The organism is Maribacter litoralis (assembly GCF_902506355.1).
GTDB classification, from domain to species: domain Bacteria; phylum Bacteroidota; class Bacteroidia; order Flavobacteriales; family Flavobacteriaceae; genus Maribacter; species Maribacter litoralis.
In genome coordinates this window covers 2,932,607-2,958,196 of sequence record NZ_LR733271.1, presented here as the reverse complement: position 1 = coordinate 2,958,196, position 25,590 = coordinate 2,932,607, and the positions used below count along the sequence as shown (strand labels likewise).

General features: G+C 34.7%; 21 protein-coding genes. 8 read left to right on the top strand and 13 right to left on the bottom strand.

Annotated elements, in window-relative coordinates; translation table 11 throughout:
* Positions 1-50: 50 nt before the first annotated feature.
* Together EXIGUO8A_RS12490 and uvrB are read left to right on the top strand one after the other, a co-directional pair.
* Positions 51-1,820: a T9SS type B sorting domain-containing protein gene (locus EXIGUO8A_RS12490; RefSeq protein WP_159303380.1), complete on the top strand. Its 1,770-nt coding sequence runs from the start codon at positions 51-53 to the stop codon at positions 1,818-1,820.
* A gap of 59 nt (positions 1,821-1,879) precedes the next feature.
* Positions 1,880-3,868, top strand: coding sequence for an excinuclease ABC subunit UvrB (gene uvrB / locus EXIGUO8A_RS12485; protein ID WP_159303379.1), 1,989 nt, complete (start codon positions 1,880-1,882; stop codon positions 3,866-3,868).
* A gap of 633 nt (positions 3,869-4,501) precedes the next feature.
* Here the strand turns inward: uvrB and EXIGUO8A_RS12480 are convergent.
* Entirely contained in the window at positions 4,502-4,927 is a 426-nt protein-coding gene (locus tag EXIGUO8A_RS12480; RefSeq protein ID WP_116770763.1) for an Hsp20/alpha crystallin family protein, read from the bottom strand.
* A 207-nt stretch (positions 4,928-5,134) separates the two neighbouring features.
* Between EXIGUO8A_RS12480 and EXIGUO8A_RS12475 the strand changes: the two genes are divergently transcribed.
* Entirely contained in the window at positions 5,135-6,403 is a 1,269-nt protein-coding gene (locus tag EXIGUO8A_RS12475; protein ID WP_159303378.1) for a DUF2254 domain-containing protein, read from the top strand.
* Here EXIGUO8A_RS12475 and EXIGUO8A_RS12470 read toward each other — a convergent pair.
* A complete protein-coding gene (locus EXIGUO8A_RS12470) occupies positions 6,400-6,801 on the bottom strand; it encodes a TerB family tellurite resistance protein (RefSeq protein ID WP_159303377.1) in 402 nt (133 codons plus the stop codon). The two genes, EXIGUO8A_RS12475 and EXIGUO8A_RS12470, sit on opposite strands and share 4 nt — an antisense overlap.
* A 238-nt stretch (positions 6,802-7,039) precedes the next feature.
* On the opposite strand from EXIGUO8A_RS12470, the gene EXIGUO8A_RS12465 reads away from it, so the two are divergent.
* Positions 7,040-7,417, top strand: coding sequence for a DUF1456 family protein (locus EXIGUO8A_RS12465; protein ID WP_159303376.1), 378 nt, complete (start codon positions 7,040-7,042; stop codon positions 7,415-7,417).
* Between the two features lie 48 nt (positions 7,418-7,465).
* Here the strand turns inward: EXIGUO8A_RS12465 and EXIGUO8A_RS12460 are convergent, their stop codons facing one another.
* The 4 genes from EXIGUO8A_RS12460 to EXIGUO8A_RS12445 all read right to left on the bottom strand — a co-directional run bounded on the left by EXIGUO8A_RS12460 (position 7,466) and on the right by EXIGUO8A_RS12445 (position 10,719).
* A complete protein-coding gene (locus EXIGUO8A_RS12460; protein WP_159303375.1) occupies positions 7,466-7,801 on the bottom strand; it encodes a hypothetical protein in 336 nt (111 codons plus the stop codon).
* 367 nt (positions 7,802-8,168) lie between these two features.
* Positions 8,169-8,504, bottom strand: a complete 336-nt coding sequence (locus tag EXIGUO8A_RS12455; protein ID WP_159303374.1) for a hypothetical protein — start codon at positions 8,502-8,504, stop codon at positions 8,169-8,171.
* Positions 8,505-8,734: 230 nt separating this feature from the next.
* Positions 8,735-9,928 carry an ADP-forming succinate--CoA ligase subunit beta gene (sucC, locus tag EXIGUO8A_RS12450; protein ID WP_116770757.1) on the bottom strand — a complete coding sequence of 398 codons (1,194 nt, stop codon included), beginning with the start codon at positions 9,926-9,928 and terminating at the stop codon, positions 8,735-8,737.
* Positions 9,929-10,080: 152 nt separating this feature from the next.
* Entirely contained in the window at positions 10,081-10,719 is a 639-nt protein-coding gene (locus tag EXIGUO8A_RS12445; RefSeq protein WP_116770756.1) for an LON peptidase substrate-binding domain-containing protein, read from the bottom strand.
* Positions 10,720-10,872: 153 nt separating this feature from the next.
* Between EXIGUO8A_RS12445 and lysA the strand changes: the two genes are divergently transcribed.
* The 3 genes from lysA to EXIGUO8A_RS12430 all read left to right on the top strand — a co-directional run bounded on the left by lysA (position 10,873) and on the right by EXIGUO8A_RS12430 (position 15,420).
* On the top strand, positions 10,873-12,111 hold the full coding sequence (gene lysA / locus EXIGUO8A_RS12440; protein ID WP_159303373.1) for a diaminopimelate decarboxylase: 1,239 nt from the start codon (positions 10,873-10,875) through the stop codon (positions 12,109-12,111).
* A 57-nt stretch (positions 12,112-12,168) separates the two neighbouring features.
* A complete protein-coding gene (locus EXIGUO8A_RS12435) occupies positions 12,169-12,705 on the top strand; it encodes a thioredoxin family protein (RefSeq protein ID WP_159303372.1) in 537 nt (178 codons plus the stop codon).
* Positions 12,706-12,855: 150 nt separating this feature from the next.
* The gene (locus tag EXIGUO8A_RS12430) at positions 12,856-15,420 is read left to right on the top strand and encodes a M1 family metallopeptidase (RefSeq protein ID WP_159303371.1); all 2,565 of its coding nucleotides are present in this window, start codon (positions 12,856-12,858) and stop codon (positions 15,418-15,420) included.
* Positions 15,421-15,497: 77 nt separating this feature from the next.
* On the opposite strand, the gene guaB is transcribed toward EXIGUO8A_RS12430, so the two are convergent.
* From guaB to EXIGUO8A_RS12395, 7 genes are all read right to left on the bottom strand, one after another.
* Positions 15,498-16,970 carry an IMP dehydrogenase gene (guaB, locus tag EXIGUO8A_RS12425; protein WP_116770752.1) on the bottom strand — a complete coding sequence of 491 codons (1,473 nt, stop codon included), beginning with the start codon at positions 16,968-16,970 and terminating at the stop codon, positions 15,498-15,500.
* Between the two features lie 144 nt (positions 16,971-17,114).
* The gene (locus EXIGUO8A_RS12420) at positions 17,115-19,586 is read right to left on the bottom strand and encodes a TonB-dependent receptor domain-containing protein (RefSeq protein ID WP_159303370.1); all 2,472 of its coding nucleotides are present in this window, start codon (positions 19,584-19,586) and stop codon (positions 17,115-17,117) included.
* Complete coding sequence (locus EXIGUO8A_RS12415; RefSeq protein ID WP_159303369.1) at positions 19,567-20,934, bottom strand: HTTM domain-containing protein; 1,368 nt, start codon at positions 20,932-20,934, stop codon at positions 19,567-19,569. Before EXIGUO8A_RS12415 ends, EXIGUO8A_RS12420 begins: the two co-directional genes overlap by 20 nt.
* Entirely contained in the window at positions 20,934-22,064 is a 1,131-nt protein-coding gene (locus tag EXIGUO8A_RS12410) for an imelysin family protein (protein ID WP_159303368.1), read from the bottom strand. Before EXIGUO8A_RS12410 ends, EXIGUO8A_RS12415 begins: the two co-directional genes overlap by 1 nt.
* 94 nt (positions 22,065-22,158) lie before the next feature.
* Positions 22,159-23,406 (bottom strand): DUF4856 domain-containing protein, encoded by a 1,248-nt coding sequence (locus EXIGUO8A_RS12405; RefSeq protein ID WP_159303367.1) that lies wholly within the window; start codon positions 23,404-23,406, stop codon positions 22,159-22,161.
* A gap of 135 nt (positions 23,407-23,541) precedes the next feature.
* On the bottom strand, positions 23,542-24,411 hold the full coding sequence (locus tag EXIGUO8A_RS12400) for a hydroxymethylglutaryl-CoA lyase (protein ID WP_159303366.1): 870 nt from the start codon (positions 24,409-24,411) through the stop codon (positions 23,542-23,544).
* Positions 24,412-24,464: 53 nt separating this feature from the next.
* Positions 24,465-25,052, bottom strand: a complete 588-nt coding sequence (locus tag EXIGUO8A_RS12395; RefSeq protein WP_236564481.1) for a LysE family translocator — start codon at positions 25,050-25,052, stop codon at positions 24,465-24,467.
* A gap of 206 nt (positions 25,053-25,258) precedes the next feature.
* On the opposite strand from EXIGUO8A_RS12395, the gene EXIGUO8A_RS12390 reads away from it, so the two are divergent.
* On the top strand, positions 25,259-25,579 hold the full coding sequence (locus EXIGUO8A_RS12390) for a Dabb family protein (protein WP_236564480.1): 321 nt from the start codon (positions 25,259-25,261) through the stop codon (positions 25,577-25,579).
* Positions 25,580-25,590: the final 11 nt, after the last annotated feature.

Genomic DNA, 25,590 nt, shown 5'->3' with positions numbered 1-25,590 from the left:
ATATCGTAAATTTTCATTTTGTAGTATATTGTATTGTTCACGTAAATACTATGAAAGAAAATTGGAACATAAGAATACCCAAGGTAATAGCTCTGCCTTTACTTTTAATTGTGTTTCTATGTAACAACTTTGCTTCTTTTTCCCAAGAGTGTCCGCCATTGCTTAGTCCTACAAATGGTGCTACTATGGTACCAGTAGATTCCCCCATTACCTGGGAAGCGGTAGCCGGAGTGCCAGGATATATCATCTCATTGGGAACGACCGAAGGTGGTAATGACATTTTAAATGAGAGGAATGTTGGTGCAGCTACCACGTTCACACCGACTACGGGACTACCTGAGAATACAGAAATATTTGTTACGATTACTCTTTTCTTCTTTAACCAACCCAATATAATCTGTGATAGTCAAAGCTTTACCACGGCAAGTTTAACCGATGTGCCTGACTGTGTACCAGCGAGCATACCTGCAAATAATGCAATAGATGTCAATACCGGCACCAACATTACTTGGAATGCAGCTACCAATGCTACAGGGTATTTTTTATCGATTGGTACTACTCTGAACGGTAGTGAACTACTAGCAAGTACCGATATTGGCAATGCACTTTCATATAACCCACTAACCGATTTACCGTCAGAAACGGATATTTATATAACTATAATACCTTACAACAGAATAGGTATGGCAATAGGTTGTAGCACTGTTCTTTTCACTACTGCGGCTGCAGCTGTTCTACCGATATGCACCAGCATGATTTCTCCTTTTGATGGAGAAACCAATGTACCTTTGAGTCCCACACTTGAGTGGAATGCCGTACCAAATGCTACTGGTTATAAAGTGTCTATAGGTACTTCACCTTTTGAAAACAATATTTTAGAAGATGCCATATTATTCAATACTTCGGCAGTGGTCATCGATTTTGAACCAAATAGAACGTTCTTTATCTCCATTGTTCCATTCAATGAAGCAGGAGAAGCGATAGGCTGTACACAAGAAACATTTTCAACATTACTGGGTTGTGGCCCCTATTACGACCCAACAAGTGGAGATTTGGTAGTTTTAAATCCTGAATTAACATTGCCGGATTCAATTTCCATTTGCGAAGGAAATAGTTCAAATCGTATAGCAGCAACCGATGAGGCAGATGGGTATAGATGGTATAAACTAGATGATAGAGGTAATGAAACGTTACTTGCAACTACTGAAGAAGTAGTGATAGATGAAGAAGGTGAATATTTGTACGAAGCCTATATAAATATTGAGGACTCTGGGCGAATAGTTGAATGTGCCTCATCAAAAACTTTTAACGTAATAATCTCTCAAGCACCCAAAATAGAAGATGTTGAAGTACAAATAAACGCAAACTCATTAGACTATACCATTAGAACTACTACAAATGGAAATTATGAATATGCATTGGATTACGAGGATGGTCCTTATCAAGATTCCAATAGGTTTGCCAATATCTCACTTGAAAATCATACTGTATTTGTGCGCGACAAAGGAGGTTGTGGCATATCAGATTATTTGGTTCAGCAAGATTTTACCGTAAACGGCTTCCCTAATTTTTTCACACCAAATGGAGATGGTATTAATGATTACTGGCAATTTATTCCCCCAACCGAAATGAAGGAAAATAACATTTTAGTAATTCACATTTTTGATAGGTTTGGTGCTCTTTTAGCTCAAATAAATCCAGGTACAGATGGTTGGAGCGGAAATTTAAACGGCAATCAACTGCCAGAATCTGAGTATTGGTTTAGAGCCAGACTATTAAATGAACAAGAAATCACCGGTCATTTTACCTTAAAGCGATAGTTGTAACGATTCTTTTTATCGAACCCTTTTAAATGGTGCTTCTTTCGTAATTTTATAGCATGAAATTCAAAGTAGTATCAGAGTTCAAACCCACTGGAGATCAACCAAATGCCATAAATGAATTGGTAAAAGGTCTAAATGAAAATGAAAAATACCAAACCTTGTTGGGTGTTACGGGGTCGGGTAAAACCTTTACGGTCGCCAATGTTATTGAAAAAGTTCAGAAACCGACCCTGATTTTGGCTCATAACAAAACGTTGGCGGCTCAGCTATATTCTGAGTTTAAGCAGTTTTTTCCAGATAATGCCGTTGAATATTTTGTCTCTTACTACGACTACTACCAGCCAGAAGCCTATATACCTACTAGCGGAGTTTATATTGAAAAAGATCTCTCTATTAACGAGGATATTGAAAAGTTAAGACTGAGTGCCACTTCTTCTTTACTCTCTGGCAGAAGAGATGTTGTTGTCATTGCCTCTGTTTCTTGCTTATATGGTATTGGTAACCCTATTGAATTTCAAAAAAATGTTATTTCTATTAAAAAAGATCAGGTAATTGCCAGAACAAAGCTAATGCATCAATTGGTGCAATCGCTATATTCTAGGACTATGGCCGATTTTAAAAATGGAAACTTTAGGGTTAAGGGAGATGTTGTGGATGTTTTTCCTAGTTATGCCGACCATGCCTATAGAATACACTTTTTTGGAGATGAAATTGAGGAAATAGAAGCCTTTGACCCTTTCAATAATAATATTATCGAGGTGTATGAGAATCTAAATATTTATCCTGCCAACATGTTTGTAACATCAAAAGATGTGTTACAAAATGCAATCCATAATATTCAAGATGACTTAGTGAAGCAAATAGACTACTTTAAGGATATTGCAAAACCACTCGAAGCGAAACGATTAGAAGAACGCACCAATTTTGATTTGGAAATGATACGCGAGCTTGGTTACTGTTCGGGAATCGAGAATTACTCCAGATATTTAGACGGTCGAGAACCGGGTACAAGGCCTTTCTGTTTATTGGATTATTTTCCAGATGATTATTTAATGGTAATCGATGAGAGCCACGTTACTATACCGCAAGTGCATGCCATGTATGGTGGTGACCGCTCAAGAAAGGTCAATCTAGTGGAGTATGGTTTTCGTTTACCAGCAGCAATGGACAACAGGCCACTGAAGTTTGAAGAATTTGAGGCTTTGCAAAATCAGGTTTTATATGTGAGTGCCACACCTGCGGATTATGAATTACAGTTAAGTCAAGGTGTATATGTTGAACAAGTTATTAGACCAACCGGACTTCTAGATCCGATAATAGAAGTGCGACCAAGCTTAAACCAGATTGATGATTTGGTGGAAGAGATACAGGTTAGGGTTGAAAAAGATGAAAGAACATTGGTGACTACACTGACCAAAAGAATGGCAGAAGAGTTGGCTAAATATCTAGATAGAATTAATATTAGGTGTAGATATATACATAGTGATGTTGATACTCTGGAGCGAGTAGAAATCATGCAAGATCTACGAAAAGGTATTTTTGACGTACTGATCGGAGTGAATTTATTACGTGAAGGATTGGACCTACCAGAGGTTTCTTTAGTAGTTATTTTAGATGCAGATAAAGAAGGTTTTTTACGTAGCAACAGATCACTTACACAGACCGTTGGTAGAGCAGCAAGAAACTTAAATGGCAAAGCGATCATGTACGCAGATAAGATAACGGAGAGTATGCAAAAAACAATTGACGAAACTGCATACCGAAGAGAAAAACAGATAAATTATAACACAGAAAATAACGTTACGCCTAAAGCTTTAAATAAAAGTTTGGACAATGTTCTTTCAAAGAATTCGGTATCCACATATCACTTTATAAAAGAGGAATTGAGAGCCGCCGAACCGGACATGGATTACCTTACAAAAGAACAAATTGAAAAGCTGATTAAAGATAAAAGAAAGGCAATGGAAAAGGCAGCGAAAGAGCTCGATTTTATGCAAGCAGCAAAGCTTAGGGATGAAATAAAAGCGCTTCAAGAGCAAGAATAAATAGTAACTATCAATTTTTAGATAAAATATTTAAAATACAAATTAAAGCTTTATTCAAATACAATTAAAAAACTGGCAATTAGTTTTTTACCATATTTTTTTAGACAAGACTAAAACAAGTACAATTGAATTAAACAGGTGATTTTAGAAGAAATGTAGTGAAGAATTCAACTTTGTAGAAATTCAATATAGTTATAAAACTTTAGCTTAACCATTGAGTATAAATATTAGTGCTATTATCACGAATTTACGTTAATTTTTTAAACTATGAAACTCAAGTAAATTCATCAATTTCCATTAAATATTTTCAAAATTTATTTTGAGTTTATTTCCAACAAATAATTTTCACAAGTACGTTTAAAAATCTAAAAACAGCTCCTGCCCTAACCTTAAAACGTAACGAAGTATCGCACCGATTGTAATCCTAAATTTAGTCAATACTAAGAATTAAAAATTGCTGCTTTGAAAATCCCAAATGAGTTAATCAGCATTTATAACAGACCTAGAAATTATAATGTTTAAATCTTTTTAATCTAAAATGGGTACCAGATTTAATGAAAGTTTTTGAAGACAAAAAAAAGTGCTTTGATTTCTCAAAGCACTTAACTAAACAACTCAAACCAACCTAAAAAACTACTTTAATTCGATCATTCTTTTTGGCTTAGGCAAAGCCTCTTCTTTTTTAGGAAGATTGAATTTTAAAATTCCTCCTTCATACGTTGCATCGATTTTATCGGTTGCAATTGTTTCCGGTAAAGTAAATGATCTTGTGAAAGATGAAATGCTAAACTCTTTTCTAGTATAATTATCATTCACCTCTTCGTTCTCACTTTTAACTTCAGATGAAATAGTTAAAACAGCTTCATCTATTTCAATGGTAAAATCTTCTTTACTTCTACCTGGCACAAAAAGTTCTAAGTGATACTCTTTTTCACTTTCTCTAATATTTACTGCCGGTACAGAACCTCTATTGTTTTCAATACCACCAAACCAATCTGGCTTAAATATTTCATTCATTAAAGCCGGAAACAACACGTCATTTCTTTTTACTAAACTCATAACTATATTTTTTTAAATTATTTGATTTTTAAATTCGATTAGTAATGGACAAAATACGTACCACACGAATTTTTAGTGTCATTTTGACATATTTTATATCTAAAACACTGTCAAAATGACAATATACACCTAAAAGAGCTTGTTATTTCCGCAAATCAGTCCAAATAAGGCTGACATTTAAACTAGTTTTAAGACATACTTTCATCCATGGATAGACTTCTAAACTTTTTTAAACACATACGATCCAAGATTGCGTTCTTTCCCTCAATAATTGCATTGGGAGGATTGGTATTGGCCTTTTTGCTGATCTATTTAGAATCCATCAACATTTCCTCTTCTCTAATTGATGTCGCTCCTTTTCTGGTAATCGACGACACAGATACGGCCAAAACGATTCTAAGCACTTTAATTGGCGGATTGATATCATTAACCGTGTTCAGTTTTTCAATGGTAATGGTATTACTTAATCAAGCTTCAAGCAATTTTTCACCTAGAGTGCTACCGGGTATTATCTCAGACCAAAAACATCAAATCGTATTAGGGCTATATATTGCGACCATTTTATACAATATTTTCATATTGATCTCTATAGAACCTACCGAGAATGAATATCAAACACCAGGGTTTTCAGTTCTTATAGGCATTATACTAACAGTTCTTTGCTTGGCAGCATTTATTTATTTTATCCACCATATCTCCCAATCAATACAAGTTGGCAACATACTTACAGCAATACATACCAGAACTAAATCTGAATTAGCCACAATTATAGAAAACCAAAAAAATAAAAATTTAGATTTTCCATCAACCGAACACTGGGAAGCACATAAAATTGACCAAGGAGGGTATTACTATGGATTATTAAAAGATGACCTTTTAGAACTATGCGAAAAAAATGCTTTAAAAATTCAAATACCTCTTCACAAAGGACAATTTATCATTGATGGAACAACAAGCTTTTTTACTGAAAAACCAATAGATAACAATCTAAAAAACAAACTAGAAAAAACAATGCTCTTTAGCCATATAGAGCTCATTGGAGAGAATTACATATATGGCTTTAGGCAAATTTCAGAAATAGGAATTAAAGCAATGTCACCAGGTATAAATGACCCTGGAACAGCCCTAAACACAATTGATTACCTATGCTCATTATTTATTGACCTTATGCAGAAAAAGGACATCGAATATTTGACGGATAAAGATTCGCTTAATTGGGTAAGTCAAAAATGCCCAACGTTTTCAGAAATTCTTTATAATGTTATGGCTACTTATAGACAGTACTGCAAGCATGATATTACAGTAATGCGTAAGTTAATGCACATGCTTAAAACTTTAAAATTACATGTTATACACTCAGACCAATTGAACATTATTGATAATGAAATCACTCAATTGAGACAAGATGCTAAAGCTAAAATTATGAATAAAAGAGATTATGAACAATTAGAAACCGATTACTTCTCGTGGTCTTAATTGTAATGTGCCTTGAAGATTGCAATCAAAATTTCAGGTGGCACTATCTTATCAGGATACTTATGCATAATAGTCAAAACTTGCTGAATGGCTCCTGGCGGCAACCCCATATTTAAACCAATGTCATAAATTTTATTCACTTCTTCATCCTCTTGCTCATTATCTACGTTCATTAAAAGAACCAACCTATGAAATTGCATTAACCTTTCTGATTGAGATTTGGGTATTATATGCTCCACATTTGTAGTAAAAAGACGATCAAAGGCTTTCTTGGTCACACGTAATTGCTGAGCCACAGAAAACAAGAAATCATATTCAGAATCCTTAATTTCGTTGTTTACTTTAGCAAACGAAATCATTTCCGACAAAATACTAAGCTTCTCTTTTTCAGTAGGCATATGAATATTCAAATAAATTATATAATAATATTATAACTTTATTTTTATGACTAAAGTATACCATAGACCAAGTTAACATATTGAAGTGATGTTTTTTTTGATTACCAAAACCAGATATAGTTTTATACATTCAACTCACAGCATACTTAAAAAGACAACAGCTGCTCGCACATGAATAATATGAATGATTGATAACACCTCATATTTTTATAATACCTTGCAGGCATAAAATTGCGATATGACCAATAATGATATTTTTAAAAAATTAAGAGTAGCCCTAAAATTTAGGGATGATGATATTGTAGATATTCTACAACTTGTAGATTTTAAAATTTCTAAAAGTGAGTTAGGGGCATTTTTCAGAAAAGAAGACCACCCTAATTATATGGAGTGCGGTGATCAAGTATTGCGTAATTTCTTAAACGGTTTGGTTATACACTTACGAGGCACTAGAGATAACCCTAAAATACCAGGTGAGGTTTTATTAACTATGGCAAAATCGACCTCTAAACCAGCGACAAGAAATTCTGAAAAGAACGATTTCAAAGCAAAACAGATGAAAAAGATTGATACCGCCATTGATTCTGTAAAATATAAAAACAAAAAAAAATCTTGATACATCTCTATGTATCAAGATTTTTTAAAAAGCATTTCCAAAATTTGGTTATGCCTTAACACGCACAGGAATAGTATACACTTTACCCTCCTCTACATTTGCCAAATTAACCTTTTGATAGTTTAATTTAGCTTTGACAAAACTTTCCATTTTATCAAACTCTGTGTGTACAGACAATACAACGATTTCCCCATCTGTATTTAAAGTAAAACGTACTTGGGCCGTTAAATCGTTATGTTCTTCAGAAAAATTATTCTCTGATAACATTTCTGAAATCTGTACAGATAATTTTTTTGTAGGGTTTTCACCTGCTACATCATTTGCTAATACATTACCTGTTGAAAGTAGCATTGCAGCTACGACTACTAAACTTAATTTTCTCATGACTTTTTGTTTTTTACTTCAGATTATCTGAAGCATGATTAATAATTGATTGATGATGAATTACTAAAAAGACGACTGAAAAATGATAATGTTACAATTTGATTTACTTTTAACATCTCTTTAATATTAATTCCTCAATTTACACCTCAAAATTAGAAATTCAAATCGTTCAAAAAACAAGATATTAAAGTCTTAACCTTTATTTCAATCAAGTAACATTAACCACAGATTAAACATAGATTAGATTACGTTTATTTAAATTTAACTATACAATAAATATCATATCGATAAAATAAGGGTGCCTAAATCCACAAAAAAAGAACGCCATATAAGCGTTCTTTCTTTTAGTCTAGATAAATGTGTAGTATTACTCTGCTATTTCAATAGGAACAACATACACTAAATCCTTATCTCCCGGTTCAAGATTTTCAAAATCAATTCTTGCCTTGATAAAATCCTTTAAATGTTTATTGTTGGTTTTAACAGATAACAATCTATATACACCATCATCTGCCAAAGCAATTTTGATTTCGGCCCTTGCTCCTCTAATTTGATCGGGAATTTCTTCATCGGCCAACATCTCATAAATCTGAGTAGTGATCCATTTAGCGCCTTTGTCTTCATTATTCACCTTTTCATGAGCTGTAACAGTACCTATTCCAAGAGCAAAAACAAAAACCAATAATAGTTTTAAATTTTTCATATTATATATTTTTAATAATTTGACTTAAATAAGATTTATTAAACATATAATAAAATTAACTATAATAATTATGAATATAATAATTTCAACATCTATTTAATATTAATTTAATAAAATATTCATCTATATGGCGCTGTTAGTATGTTTTTATCAAAAACGTTTAACTGAAAATAACGCATAAAAAAAGACCATTCAAATGGAATGGTCTTTAAACTTATAATTAAGGTGATTTAAGCCAAAACAGCTTTTACCTTATCTGCAGCTTCTTGGAACTGTACAGCAGATTCTACTGCCAATCCAGAATTGTCTATTATCTCTTTTGCCATTTCAGCATTAGTACCTTGTAATCTAACTATAATTGGCACCTGCATAGCATCGCCCATATTCTTATAAGCATCTACAACACCCTGTGCAACACGATCACAACGAACGATACCACCGAATATGTTAATAAGAATTGCTTTCACATTAGGGTCTTTAAGAATAATTCTAAAAGCCTCTTCTACTCTTTTTGCATCTGCGGTACCACCAACATCTAAGAAGTTAGCCGGCTCACCACCTGCCATCTTAATCAAATCCATAGTTGCCATTGCAAGACCTGCACCGTTTACCATACAACCAACATTACCATCAAGATCAACATAGTTAAGACCAACTTCTCTCGCCTCAACTTCGATAGCGTTCTCTTCTCTAAGGTCGCGCATTTCAGCATACTGCTTTCTACGGTATAATGCATTATCATCTATAGAAACCTTAGCATCAACAGCCATGATCAAATCATCAGACGTTTTTAACACAGGGTTAATTTCGAACATACTTGAATCACTTTCAACGTATGCTTTATATAAAGAAGCAACAAATTTTGTCATTTCTTTGAATGCAGTACCAGATAGACCTAGGTTAAAAGCAATTTTTCTTGCCTGAAAACCTAGAAGTCCTGTTGCTGGATCAATTTCTTCCGTAAATATTAAATGTGGTGTACTTTCTGCAACCTCTTCAATATCCATTCCTCCTTCTGTGGAGTACATAATCATATTCTTACCTGTAGCTCTATTTAATAGAACGGACATGTAAAACTCACTAGTTTCACTTTCGCCTGGGTAGTATACATCTTCGGCAACCAATACTTGGTGTACTTTTTTACCTTCCGCAGAAGTTTGCGGTGTAATCAAGTTCATACCAATAATTTGGTTTGCTATTTCTTCTACCTCTTTAAGGTTCTTGGCTAATTTTACACCACCACCTTTACCACGACCACCTGCGTGTACTTGTGCTTTAATAACGTGCCATCCAGTTCCGGTTTCAGCAGTTAATTGCTTTGCAGCCTCAACAGCCTCTTTTGCATTTTGGGCAACTATTCCTCTTTGGATGCGCACCCCAAAACTTGCTAATATCTCTTTTCCTTGATATTCGTGAAGGTTCATATATTCGGTGAATTTTAATTGTTAAGCAAAAATAGGAAACAGGAAGTAATAATCTAAAAATACTGAGGATTAATTAGGATAACTATTATAATTAACCTTATAAAAACACAAAACACTTAAAAATGAATTGAATTTTTCTTTCGTTCATCACTTTAAATTTCAATATCCTTAAAATCTAAAGGGTCGAAATTTTTAAAGTGTCCATTAAGCTCAATAATCTTTTTGGTACGTTCTACTTCAGATAAAACCGTAATTGTAGAAGTTAAATGTAACCCTATAAAATTTAATCGATCATTTTCTGTAGGTATCTGTAGTAGTTGGTACTCTTGCTCAAACGATAGTCCGATCTTATGGGCCAAAGTAAAACTATTGAACTCTTTTACGTTCAATTTGGTATATGGCACCTCCATAATAGCGTATAACTGTTCTATACCATTTATAATCGTTTGCTTTTTTTCTTCGGATGCTTCATAATCGTATTCCATCAACTTTACAATACCGCCGGCGTACAATTTGTTTTCCATAATATTATCAAATGCCAGTAGTTTAAAAACTTGCCGTGCCACGCACACTACATCCATTTCTCCGGTTTCATAAGTAGTTACCACTTCTACCAACTGAACTTCTACACCATACTCCATTTTATTGTTTATGAACACAGGTATGCCAAATGTAATAGCCTCGTTTCTGCAATCATTTATCAATTGCTTATAACGCTCTTCAAAGATATGTAGCGGCACGGTTTCACCCGGAAAAAATATGGATTGTAATGGTAATAATGGAAGTTTCATATGACTAAAAGTACAAAGGTATTAACGTTGTGCCAAAAAATATGATTCGATAATAATGTTTCAAATATCACAATTTGTTATTTTTCATAACTTTTGTTATTATTTTTTGTACTTATACATTTAGAAAAGTAAATTCGCATAAAAATTGTTCATATGAGAAATGAGGATTTATTGCAGATTGCAAAAACCTACGGTGATCCGGTGTATGTTTATGACTCGGAAAAAATAGTTTCACAGTTTAATAGATTGACCAATGCTTTTGGTTCAGTAAAGAAATTGAAACTTAATTACGCAGCCAAAGCACTTTCTAATATTACTGTTCTTAGATTAATGAACAGTCTTGGCAGTGGCTTGGACACTGTATCTATACAAGAGGTACAATTAGGTCTGTTGGCTGGTTTTAAACCGGAAAGTATCATATTTACCCCAAACGGAGTTTCTTTAGAAGAGATTGAGGAAGCCGCCAAATTAGGCGTTAGAATAAATATTGACAACCTGTCTATATTAGAGCAATTTGGTAGTAAGCATCCAAACATCCCTGTTTGTATTAGAATTAATCCGCATGTTATGGCAGGTGGTAATTCTAATATATCTGTAGGACATATAGATTCTAAATTCGGAATCAGTATTCATCAAATTCCGCACTTGCTTCGTATCGTTGAATTGACGAAAATGAATATTAATGGTATACATATGCATACCGGTAGCGATATTTTAGATATCGATGTATTCTTATATGCTTCTGAAATTCTATTTGAAACCGCACGTAATTTCAAAAATTTAGATTTCATTGATTTCGGTAGCGGATTCAAAGTACCTTATAAAGAAGGTGACATAGAGACCAATGTTGAAGAACTTGGAAAAAAATTAAGCAAACGCTTCAACGAATTCTGTAAAGAATACGGTAAAGATTTAACCCTTGCCTTTGAGCCTGGTAAATTCTTAGTTAGTGAAGCTGGTGTATTCCTTACAAAAGTGAATGTCGTTAAACAAACAACATCTACGGTATTTGCCAGTATAAACACAGGGTTCAATCATTTGATCAGACCTATGCTTTATGGCGCTACGCACACTATAAAAAACATTTCTAACCCAAGTGGTAGAGAGCGTTACTACTCTGTTGTTGGTTATATCTGTGAGACAGATACATTTGCCAGTAATAAGAGAATAAACGAAATTACCGAAGGCGATATTCTGTGCTTTAAAAACGCAGGTGCATATTGCTTTACCATGGCAAGTAACTACAATTCAAGATTTAGACCGCCAGAGGTTCTATGGCACAACGGCAAAGCAATTCTAATACGTGAAAGAGAAACTTTTGACGATTTAATTCGCAACCAAGTAGATGTTAAAGATTTGTTCGCTGTTAAAGAAACGGCAAAAGTGAAATAAAGCAATTAAAAATACGTTAGTTTTGGTATAATAGTTGGACTAATCCATAAAAAACTCATGAAAGCGTATTCTTTATTTTCCACCAAATCGATTTTATTCATAGCGGTACTTTTTGTTACCACCTTAAGTAGTGCGCAAGAGGTGAAATGGATTACTTGGGATGAAGCTGTACAATTAACCGCAACTGAAGAAAACCCTAAGAAAGTATTCATTGATGTATATACTGATTGGTGCGGATGGTGCAAGAAAATGGACAAAGACACCTTTCAAAATCCAGAAGTAGCCGCTTATATGGCTGAAAACTACTACATGGTAAAGTTAGATGGAGAAGGAAAAGAACCCATTGAGTATAAAGGAAAAACATACAAATTTGTTCCATCTGGCAGAAAAGGATATCATGAGTTTGCCGCTGCTTTGATGCAAGGTCGCCTTAGTTACCCAACAACTATTTTCTTGGACGAAGAATTAAATATGCTTTCACCGGTTCCTGGATATCAAAAACCAGATCCCTTTATGGAAATAGCACGTTACTTTGGTGATGATATCTATAAAGAAAAAGACTGGAAAGCTTATGCCGGTGAAGCCGGAAAATAATTTCCTGCACTTTGGTCTAATAATATTCAGTAAGCCCAAATTGCACGTATTTTAATTCATAATACAAATCTCAAATAGCGTTATACGTTGTTCAAAAATTGGAAAGCATTTTCCATTCAAGTAACTTCACAATAACAATAACGCTATTACATGAGGACCTTAATTTATTTTTGCTTTTTAGCCACATTAATCTGTTCATGCACTACTGAGCATCACGTTTCAAAGACTCCAGATGCGGGAGTTCCAGAGAAGATGGCTATGTACAGGGCATCGCAAGTTACTAATGTTCATTACAACTTAAGTTTTGACATCCCCCTTAACCAACAAGACCCTATTCTCTCTCAACTCGTCTTAGATTTCGACTTAGCACAACTTCAAGAGCCTGTTTACTTAGATTTTAAAGAGGAAACTTCTAAAATTAAATCAGTCTCCATTAATGGTGGTAGTGCAACCATTCTTCATGAGCAAGAACACATTATACTACCAAAAGAGCATTTAACACTTGGCAAAAATACTGTTACCATAGGCTTTATAGCAGGTGAACTTTCTTTAAACAGAAATGAGGATTATTTATATACGCTTCTTGTACCAGATCGCGCTAGAACATTATTTCCATGTTTTGATCAACCTAATATAAAAGGTAGATACACCCTACATATTACCGCTCCAAAAGATTGGAAGGTGTTATGTGGTACAGAAGAAATTATCAGTAATCAAAAAGGCGATTTTATTGAGCATAACTTTAATGCTTCAGATAAAATGAGCACATATTTATTCTCGTTCGTAGCAGGTAAATTTAAATCGGCGAGTCAAAAACCGGGCAATATGGAAATGACCATGTTGTATAGAGAAACCGATACTACTAAAATTAATTACAGTCTGGACTCTATTTTTGACTTACATCAACAGTCATTATCATTTTTAGAAAAATACACCTCACACCCATTTCCTTTTCAAAAGATGGATTATGCCGCCATACCCGGATTTCAATATGGTGGAATGGAACATGTTGGTGCTATACAATACAGGGAAAGTTCGTTGTTTTTAGATGAAACTGCCACAGCCAATAAAAAACTTGGCCGAGCAAAGTTAATAGCCCATGAGACATCTCATATGTGGTTTGGAGATCTGGTTACCATGAACTGGTTTGATGATGTATGGATGAAAGAGGTATTTGCAAATTTTATGGCTGATAAAATTATGAATCCCGCTTTTCCGAATATAGACCATCAATTGGCTTTTATGATTACCCATTACCCAAATGCATATGGTGAAGACAGAACTTTAGGTACTAATCCTATTCGGCAAAAATTAGAAAACTTGAACAATGCTGGCTCTCTTTATGGAAGTATCATCTATAATAAAGCACCAATAATGATGCGCCAATTAGAAGCCGTTTTAGGCAAAAATGCTTTTAAAGAAGGTATACAGGAGTATATAGAAACCTTTGCTTTTAAAAATGCCGAGTGGGGCGACCTAATAGAAATTCTTGATAAAAAATCGTCAACAGATATGGTAGCCTGGAGTAATATTTGGGTGAATAATTCAAGTAGACCAATTTTCAAAGATGAGATTACTTACGATAACAACGAAAAGATAAATTCGTTCATACTCACTCAAACAGCAGAAGACAATTCTGAACATGTATGGTCACAAACTTTTGATGTATCCTTTATATATCCTGATAGCTCTAAAACATTTACCGTACAAATGACCGGTGCAACTTTTCATTTAAAGGAAGCTATAGGTTTGGCAAAGCCAATTTCGATTATCTACAACTCAAATGCCGAAGGTTATGGTGTTTTTCCGCTGAAAGAGAAAGACATTGAAATCATACCTAAATTAAATGACCAAGTTGCCCGTGGTTATGCATATATTAATGCTTACGAAAATATGCTCAATGGTACCATTACCCCTACCGCTGCAGCCAAATTATTTATTGAAGGATTGAACTCCGAAAAAAATGAGTTACTAATTAATCTTATTTCTAGATATACCACATCTGTATTCTGGAAATATCTTACAGAAGAACAACGCATTTTTTATCAAGAGAGAATTACGGGTCATATATGGACTAGAATACATAAAGAATTACCTACCAGCATTAAAAAAACCCTGTACTCAACCTATGTATCTCTAGGTTATACCGATGAGTCCCTAGAAAATTTATTTAAAATTTGGAACAAAGAATTAGCCATCAAAAATCTAAAGCTCAACGCTGATAATTATACAGAATTAGCAATGGATTTAGCGTTGTACAATCACTCAGAAAGTGAGCAAATTCTTAAAACAGCAGAACAGGCAATTACCAACAACGACAAACTTGATAGATTTAAGTTTTTACTCCCTTCTCTCTCAAATGATCCTGAAACCAAAAAGGAATTTTTTGAATCGCTTCAACAAGAAAAAAACAGAGCAAAAGAATCATGGGTTACAGCTGCCTTAAACAACTTAAACCACCCGTTACACCAAAATGAATCCATAGATTATTTAAGGTCCAGCCTTGACTTATTAGATGAAATTCAACAAACGGGAGATATTTTCTTCCCAAAACGATGGTTAAGCAGTACCGTTGGCAATTATACTTCATCAGAAGCAAATGAAATTTTACAGAATTTCTTAGATGAAAATCCTGATTTAAAACCTTCATTAAAATCTAAAGTACTACAAGCCTCAGATGATTTAAGAAGAGTTCAACTTCTGGAAAAGAATTAGACAACTCGCTATAGAAATATCTAAGCATAAAAAAGAGGTCTAAATGACCTCTTTTTATTCATATTTAAAAGAAATGACTATCTACTATAATTAGGACTCTCTTTTGTAATAGTAACATCATGAGGGTGGCTTTCATTGATTCCACTAGATGTTATCTTTACGAATCTACCATTTTCTTGTAGTGTTGCAATGTCTTTAGCACCACAATACCCCATACCTGCACGCAAACCACCTACAAACTGGTGAATGCTTTCGTATAATTCACCTTTATAAGGCACACGACCTACAATACCTTCAGGTACTAATTTCTTGATGTCATCTTCAACATCTTGAAAGTAACGATCCTTACTACCTTGCTTCATTGCCTCTACAGACCCCATACCTCGGTAAGATTTAAACTTTCTACCTTCATAGATAATCGTTTCTCCCGGAGATTCCTTGGTTCCTGCCAAAAGCGACCCCAACATCACCGTATCCGCTCCGGCTGCAATAGCTTTTGGAATATCACCTGTGTAACGAATACCACCATCTGCAATTACCGGAACACCCGAACCTTTTATAGCGGCAGAAACCTCTAGAACTGCAGAAAACTGAGGAAAACCAACACCTGCAACAACCCTTGTTGTACATATGGAACCCGGACCAATACCAACTTTAACTGCATCTGCACCAGCTTCAACCAAGTACTTGGCCGCCTCGCCAGTTGCAATGTTACCAACGATAACATCCAACTCTGGAAATTTTTGTTTTACCGCTTTTAAAACAGCAACCACTCCTTTGGTATGACCATGTGCCGTATCTATAATTACCGCATCTACACCTGCATTTACCAAAGCTTCTGCCCTATCAACTGCATCGCCTGTGACACCTAGTGCTGCAGCAACGCGCAAACGACCATATTGATCTTTATTCGCAATTGGCTTTTGAGTCAACTTTGTAATATCTCTAAATGTGATCAAGCCCAACAGGGTGTTGTCTTTAGATACCACTGGTAATTTCTCAATCTTATGCTGTTGTAAGATATCTTCTGCTTCAGATAGTGAAGTACCTTCATCTGCAGTGACCAAATTTTCAGAAGTCATCACCTCAGCAATTGGTCTTTCATTATTTTTTTCGAAACGTAAATCCCTATTGGTAACAATACCCAAAAGCTTTCCTTCAGCATCAACTATTGGTATACCACCAATGCTAAACTCCTTCATACTAGCCTTGGCATCTTTTACCTGAGAATTTAAAGGTAGCGTAACGGGATCTAAGATCATTCCGCTCTCAGCTCTCTTCACTTTTCTAACCTTCATTGCTTGCTGCTCAATGGTCATATTTTTGTGCAGAACACCAATACCACCTTCTTGAGCCATGGCAATTGCCATTCTAGACTCGGTAACCGTATCCATCGCAGCGGATATAATCGGCACATTTATCGTAATATTTTTTGTGAATTTTGTCTGAATACTTACTTCTCTTGGAAGCACTTCAGAATATGCAGGTACTAATAATACGTCATCGTAAGTTAGACCTTCTCCTAGAATTTTGTTTTGGTGGGCTTGCATAGCAATTAAGGATTTAATTGCGTGCAAATATAGTGAATAAAGTTGGTAAATCTATTTTACACGATACCTTAACGATCACTTCATATTTAAAGCGCTTTCATATTCTGAAACATTTTGACAAAAAACCATAATCGTTGGAATATGCTACAGCTTAAACTGTAGAGTAGCATAATAAGTTCTAGGTTCTGAAGGTATAATCCCTGGTCCTGGATATCCTGTTGCCCTTCTGGTAAAGTAGCTATTGTCCATGACATTATTGATACCGGTTTCCAACTTCCAATTTTTATAGGTGTAAGACAATGAGAAATCTAAAATATCATACGCAGGTATCTCACCCTCTATACCACGTTGATTATCATTAACATCTTGTGGTGCATTGGTAGCATCTGTAAATTGACTGGATAAATAGGTATACTGCAAACTGCCCAATACATTACCATAGCCAAAATTGAGTCCGGTTTTCAAATTTACATCTGGTATAAATTCCACCTTATTACCTTCTACATTGGTTTCTTCTGAAGATAAATATTCAGAATTGGTCACCGCCAAGTTCACAAAAAAATTCAGTTTCAGCTTATCACTACTTGAAAGAAAAGTTTCTTTGATACTCCAATTAGCAAAACTTTCAATACCGTACATAAAAGCAGTACCTATATTTCCCCTAAAACGCACTATACTTCCTGTTTCCACTTCTTCTCCTAAAGCATTGGTCTGTGTTTCACTTTTTAAAATTTCTCCTAATCTATTATCATACAACAAGCTAAAGGCACTAACATCGTAAGACAATACGTTGTTATATCTACCTCGAAATCCAATATCTGCCGTAAAACCATCTTCATCAGATATATTTTCATCCACTTGATAAGAAGGGTTCACCACTCGTATATCACTAAAAGTAACCGACCTATAATTCTGAGAAAAATTACCGTAAAACTCAATACTGGAATTTAACTTATATGTAGCTCCAACCCCTAATAACAAAAAAGTTCGATCAAACTCCCTATTATCTTCCACCTCTTCATTTAAAAGTGGATTACCTGCCAGATCAAGTACAATATTTTTATAACTTCCAATACTTTCTGTTTTAATATGCTCTAATCTAAAACCAGGTGTTAGGGTAAGTTTTGGACTTATGTTAAAGATATTCTCTCCAAAAAATGCCAAGTTAGAATTAGGAAAATTAAATTGAGATTGTCTCTCATAATTTGGAAATTCATTATCTGCAAAATTAAAGTCTGCATTAGAAGCCGTTGTACCAGGACCTTGTCTTTGATTATTATCGGTTCTATAAATTTTAGAACCTAATAAAAGAGCCGATTCTGTATTACCCAGTTTATACCTAGTAAGCAATCTAGCTTCTGCACCCCAGTTCTGAAAATTATCAATTAACAACTCTCGTGGTTCTTCAAGGTCATCTGGCTGCGATACCCTATTTGTACGAAAACCAAGTGCACTTCTAGAAGCATCTAATCCAAAAAGATTCAAACTAAAATCCATTTTTGAAGAGAATTTATGATCTAAACGAAAGGAGTACAATTTCCAATCAATATCAAACCAATTACGCTCCCTATTGCTAAAAGTAGGATCTTCAATAAATTGGGCATCTGTAAGACCCCCTGGCTGTTGCGCCAAATAATTAAGAAATGTAGTCTCTAACGTAAGTTTCGTTTTATCAGAAACTTGATACCCTATGTGCGCAAAATAATTTCTACTATTGTAATTAGAATTTGGTCTAAAACCACTACCCTCTTTATAATTAAAATATGTATAATAACTTATTTTACCTACCGTACCACTAAGGCTATTAAACGAGGTTTTTAAATCATAAGACCCCACTGTCTGCCTACTAACCCATTCAATCTTCTTGTTAGGGTTGGGCTGTTTGAATTTAAAATTCACCAATCCGCCAAATTGTGTTCCATATTGTAATGATGCCGCGCCCCTAACTACTTGAATTTCCTCTAAAGCTTCAGCTGGTGGAGTGTAATAACTTTCTGGATAACCCAAAACATCTGCGCTTATATCATACCCATTCTGTCTGGTGTTGAAATTTGCCGTTCTATTAGGGTCCAAACCTCTACCACCAATATTCAATTGTAAACCTGCGTCGCCGTTATCATAAATGTTGAGTCCTACTACTTGGCTATATATCTGTCTTGGGTTGTTAGCTGCCAAATTACCAGTAATACCTTCAAGTAATACAACCTCACTCTTTTTACCGGCATAGATTGCTGTACCTTCTACTTTCTTCAATTGCTTTAATGCAAAAACCTCTTCTCGTTTCTGAATTAAAACCACTTCTGACAAATTGTTGACTTTTAGACGCTGCAGTGTTATGTTAAAAGTAACGTTGTCATTTAGAACAACATCTTGTTCTTCAATTTCAAACTCATAAGCAAATACAACAATGGTATAAGTACCTGCCGCTAAACTTTCTACTGAATAATAACCTTCTGAATTTGTTGTTTCCAAACGCTCTAATTCTTTAATGTACAATTCTGCATCAGAAACGGGAACACCATCTTCATCGGTTACTTGACCAGAAATTTGAAGTTGTCCAAATAATGGAAATGATACTAATACTAAAAGTAAATAACTAAATTCCTTTAATTTCATCTTTAAATGGTGTTATCCAATTCTTATGTAAAAAAGACTCTCTTTGTTTTCCAAGATCAATAGTAGGGTCTATATATGTTGTACTTAACCTACCATTTAAACTAACTTGGCAATCTACGAATACCTGCACATTTTTATGACCATCTTTTTCAAAATGATTTTTTAAAAAATGAGCATATTCTAAAATAAAATCTGGCTGAAATGCCATTTGTTTTTCTTGAAACGGAGTGATAAAATCTGTATTATCCACATAAAACCATCTGCCAGATTCTCCATCTACTATTTTAAACTGTGCGTAACCAGATTTTTCTATGAGCATAACCCGCCAAGAAAATCGGTATCCTTCTTCCGTCCAGAATAATTCACCAGGATACAATAAGTACCTAAATGGTATGGTTAGTTGCAAGAAAAAAAATAGAGTAATGACAATATGTTTAAAACTAACCTTAAATGAAGGTCGTTCTTCGAAAACAGCTTGATTATAAAATCTAGAATTATCTATTTTAAATACTTTAGAAATGTATTTAAAGATTTTTTCGTGAAAGCTTGCGTCAAAAAATATGAGAGCAGAAACAATCATCACATACGGGAACATACCTATAGGAAAAAGAACCCTGGTCAATACATGAAAAACTACCACCATTACAAATGCATACGGTCTTGTTTTTCTGTATAGCAATAAAAAGGGAATGGTAAGATCATAAATTGCGCCAGACCAACTAAACAAATATTGCACCCATTCTTCGCCAAGTAAACCACCTATAAACGGAGTATCGAATTTTGAAGGCAACCAAATTTTCAAAGGCATGGCCTTTAGCAACCAATCTGAATTTAACTTCGCCAGTCCCGCATAAAAATATACGATACTTAAAAGTAGCTTAATGCTATTCACTGTCCAGCTTGGTACATATTCAAAACTTTTTTTGGGATTGAGATAGGCGTCTAAAGAATATGATGCATTTGCCGGCAAAAAGATCATTAAAAAACTAAGTAAGCTTATAAAGTAATAATGGTTTAAGTACGTAGTCTTATCCATTAATTCTATATACGTAAAACTCAAAAAGAATATAACAATACTTAATTTGTACCGATAGCCCAGAGCCACCAGTAGTGAAGCAAAACCACAAATTATAAAGATGAGATAAGTATATACTCCCAATGGCTTTACCCACTCGAACCCATAGTAAGAAAAAAAGAATTTTGGCTGTATATAAAGTTTATCGATCCAACCATAGCTCCAAAATCGAACAATGCTAAAAAACATCATTAGACCAAATAAAATACGAAAGACCGCCAAAGGGGCGGTCTCTGTTGGAGCTTTAAAATATTTATTTATTACCGATTCCATTAATCACCATCGGCATCAACAAAATCAATACTAATACTCATTGCCGAAACCATATCTACCTTTAGCATAGGCACTGCTTTTTGTACCTCATCATAAGCTAAAAGCATATTGGTAGGTGGGTTATTATCTTCAATCTCTGCTCTAAATGCAGAAAGATCAACCACCATACTTTTTGCCGTATTCATTTGATCGTTGATCAAGGTAGATAAATCTTCTTCGTTTTTAACTGTATTCAATGCATCTAAATAAGATGCCAAACTTTCTCCCTGCGTACTAGAATTAAAATGCTTGCCATTAAAAAAATCTTGAACAGCAGCTAAACCTTCTAGAAATAAATCATTGGAAATACTTCCGTCAAAATACGCTTCAACATTTCTTGGCAAAGTACTTCCGGAGAAAACGCCTAAAGGAATTCCCATTTTACCTGCTCGTAAATATTTCTCATAATAGAAAATATAATCGTTTACCATACGATCCACAGATGCCGTAGATGAGGATCCATCATTGGCTACAAAAGTATCTCTGTAACCATTTGTCCAATCAGACACTACAGTTTCCGTCAAAGCCTGCATGTCTAACAAAACATCTTCTGTATATTTTAGATAAGCTTCTTTGTTATCACCGTTGTAGAAGGCTAGAATTTCTGCATCGTTATCGCCCAAACCGTTTAACAGATAATCTAACGCAGGAAAACCTTTAGCGCTTCTGTTAGAGGATAAAGATAAGTCATAACTTCCATCCACAATAAACCCATCGATTTTCTCATTATCCGTTGGATATATATTCATGTTCAACTGAAAACCTACCGATTCCGCAGGACCAATTTCAAACATTTCAACGCGCTGCCAGGTTTTATAGGCGTTCAACCATGATGCCCGCAAGGCTATCAAATTACTCTCATTAACCTCTGCCTTAAACGTATCAAAAGAATTCAACAAAGTTTCTAAGTCACCTGTAAATGCTTCATATGAGGGAATAATAATATTATCTGCCCAGTTGATCAACATAGCGCTACGTTCAAAAGAAACCTCATCTACTGGGTCAACGATTACGCCATCATCAGTTTCACTATCATTGGAACAAGCCCAAACCAAGGCTAAAACACACAAAATCCCAATAATCTTTTTCATCTATTATTTTTATTTATTCTAATTAAATGCAAAAATAAAAAAAGCAAATCAATCTTATTCGATAGAATTGCTTTTTTCCTGACTTTCAGCCAATTTATTCGGCAGCTTGCTCTAAAGTAAAACTAAACCTAGCCGCGATGTCAGCAGAAATAGCATCTAATGTAGCCGCTTCAACATCCCAAAGTCCGTTTTCTCCGTCATCCATTAAATCTACCAAGAAAGCATCAACTTCTTCTTTGGTAAAGTAAGGTTCTGTGGAATTGGTTTTTCTTGTAAACTGTAAACTGTAAACAAAACCGTAACCTTCGGATAAATCGTGAAAAGCACCACCAAAATCTGGAGTTTCTTGATTCAAGCTATTTTTTCCTTGTTGCAAATAATATACCGCTCTAATGCCTATAACTTCAGATAGTTTCTCTCTAATAATTTCTGCCTGCGCATCTCTAACATCATATTGCTTCGCTACAATCGCAGCTCTCCCCAATTTAAAGGCTTGAAAAATTTCATCGGCAATACCGGCAAAATCGTCATCCCCTTCTACTCTACCAACATATTTATTTAAAAAGCTATCTGCACCTAAATCATCATTTGGGTTTGCAGCATCTGCATTTAAACCATAAACATATCCATAAGCTTCATCCCACTTATGCTCCATATTTGTGTAGATTTTACCTTCTGCTACAACATTAGCATCATTATCTGCCCTATTATCACCTTCATCTAAAACCGCAGTACTTAAATAATTGTTGACTATTTGATCAAGAGTAAGCGCCCCAATTAAACCTTTGTTAAAAGCTTGGTTGTACTCCAAACCTTGTGCATTTACATATCTCGTTGAACTACCATCGGCAATCTGACCCGCTACACCTGCAGATGCGGCAACTTCCCAATTTGGGAACACCTCATTTACTTGTGCCGTGATAAAACCATCAAAATCTGCTCTGATCAATGTTTGGTCGGTTGCATTGGTAGAAAAGAAATCTGCCGATGCAGCTGTTTTACTTTTTACACTTTTATCGGACGCATTTAACTCTGTTTCTTCAAAATCATTGGCTCCTTCTTCATGAGCATACATACTTAAAATTTGATCTGATGTTGATGTTACATCTGTGAATGCGCTTAAAATTTCGGCACCCATTTTTAATCTTGTAGTCTGGCCGTCAAAGCTAACGGTGCTTTCATTATCTCTAGTAAATACATATGAATCTGGATTATCAATTGTTGTTTCAACAGGATCACAATCACCATCTTCACATGTAGTCAGTTCTAAACTATCATCATCACTACATGAAATAAATAGTAAACTGGCAATAGAAGATAATACGAATAGGTTCTTTTTCATTTTCTTTTTTATTAAGACTTATTTTAAATAATGCTCAAAACTATAACATATTTTAACATTTCACAACGTTAAGTAGATTAAATCTAAATAAACTTAACAAAATAATAATATGATTAAGAGGAATACAACAGAGGATCAGTGATATTGGGTAAACAGCTCGGTAGCTTTATTATAAGCTGCTTCAAAAGTCATGGCATTTACGCCGGTAAAAACTTTTTGCGAAGTAAAATACGATAACATTTTCTCCGTAGGCATGTTACCGGTTAAATCATCTTTGGCCATAGGACAGCCACCAAAACCTTGGATAGCACCATCAAACCGTTTACAGCCAGATTCATATGCCGCGGCAACTTTTTCATGCCATTTTGTGGGTGTGGTATGCAAGTGCGCACCAAACTCAATATTTGGGTATTTTGGGATTAAGTTGGAAAACAAATAAGAAATAGTTTCTGGATCAGATGACCCCACGGTATCTGACAACGATAATATTTTGGCTCCCATTTTCGCCAGTCTTTCGGTCCATTCACCAACTATTTCAACATTCCAAGGATCACCATAAGGGTTACCAAAACCCATAGAAATATAGGTTACCACCTCTTTGTTCGACGCATCGGCAATATTGAAAATTTCTTGAAGGGTTTCAACCGATTGAGCAATGGTCTTATGGGTATTTCGCATTTGAAAATTCTCGGAAATGGAAAATGGAAACCCTAAATAATCGACTTCAGGGTGACTAGCTGCATCTTGTGCACCACGAACATTGGCAACAATAGATAGTAATTTAGAGCTGGTTTTTGACAGGTTTAATTTAGATAATACCTCAGCAGTATCTACCATTTGAGGTATTGCCTTTGGTGATACGAAGCTTCCAAAATCTAGGGTATCAAAACCACAGCCAAGCAAAGATTGTAGATACCTTACCTTTTCATTGGTAGGTATAAAATGCTTAATGCCTTGCATGGCATCTCTTGGACACTCAACTATTTTAACACCTGAATTAAACATTATGTAAAAATACGAACTCTAAACAAGTAAATGCTACTAATATTTTAATAAAACTAACCTAAAACTAAATAAATCGCAATACCTACAAACACTACTACCTGGATCCACTTTAATACAAAGCCAGTTCCTTTATTATTTGTCAAAAAACTGGTTATTTGCCCCGCCAATATTGCTATTGCGCCAAACACCATAGAGGAAACCAAAATAAAAAGAAAGCCTAGTATATAAAATTGTGCTACACTACTAAGACTTTCAGAAAAAAGAAATCCAGGAAAGAAAGCTAAAAAGAAAATCGTCACTTTCGGGTTTAGCACATTCATTATAAAACCTTGCCTATATAAAGAACCCATACTTTTTTTATATCCTTCTCCCTTAATAGAGATAGCATTTCCCCCTTTATAAACCATGACGGCCAAGTAAATTAAATAAGCGGCACCAAACACTTTAATAAGTGAAAAAATGGTGGGATTATTTTTGATCACTGCAGAAACCCCAAAAGCCAATAATGATGTATGCACCAAACAACCACTCATGAGTCCAGCAACTACGGCCAATCCTGATTTTTTACCGTTACTTATACTCTGTATAAGTACAAAAATATTATCTGGACCTGGAGAAAGAGCCAAAAGAAAGGTCGCCATTGTAAAGGCTATTAGAATTTCGTAGTTCACTTATATAAATCTTAGTTCAACACGAAAAATACGAAATAGCATGATTTACACCTATTTTTGATATCTTGTTTAAAATTAACAACCTTATGAAAATTAAAGTACTCTTATTTCTCCTTAGTATTGCGTTCACGTCAAATGCATTTGCTAGCACCAACGAACACTTAAACGCGACAAAAATGATTAAAACAGATAGTCTATTAAGGCATACCGTTTTTTTTAAATTTAAAGAGGGTACAACCCCAGAACAAATAAAAAAGGTAGAAGATGCCTTTAGCGCATTACCTTCAAAAATTGAGCAAATCAAAGGGTACGAATGGGGGTTGAACAATAGCCCAGAAGGATTGAATAAAGGATTCACACACGCTTTCTTTTTAACTTTTGAGAACGAAGAAGATCGTGCCATTTATTTACCGCACCCAGACCATAAAGCCTTTGGAGCAGTATTGACGCCGTATTTAGAAGATGTTTTTGTGGTAGATTATTGGACCCAAGAATAAAAATCGGATTC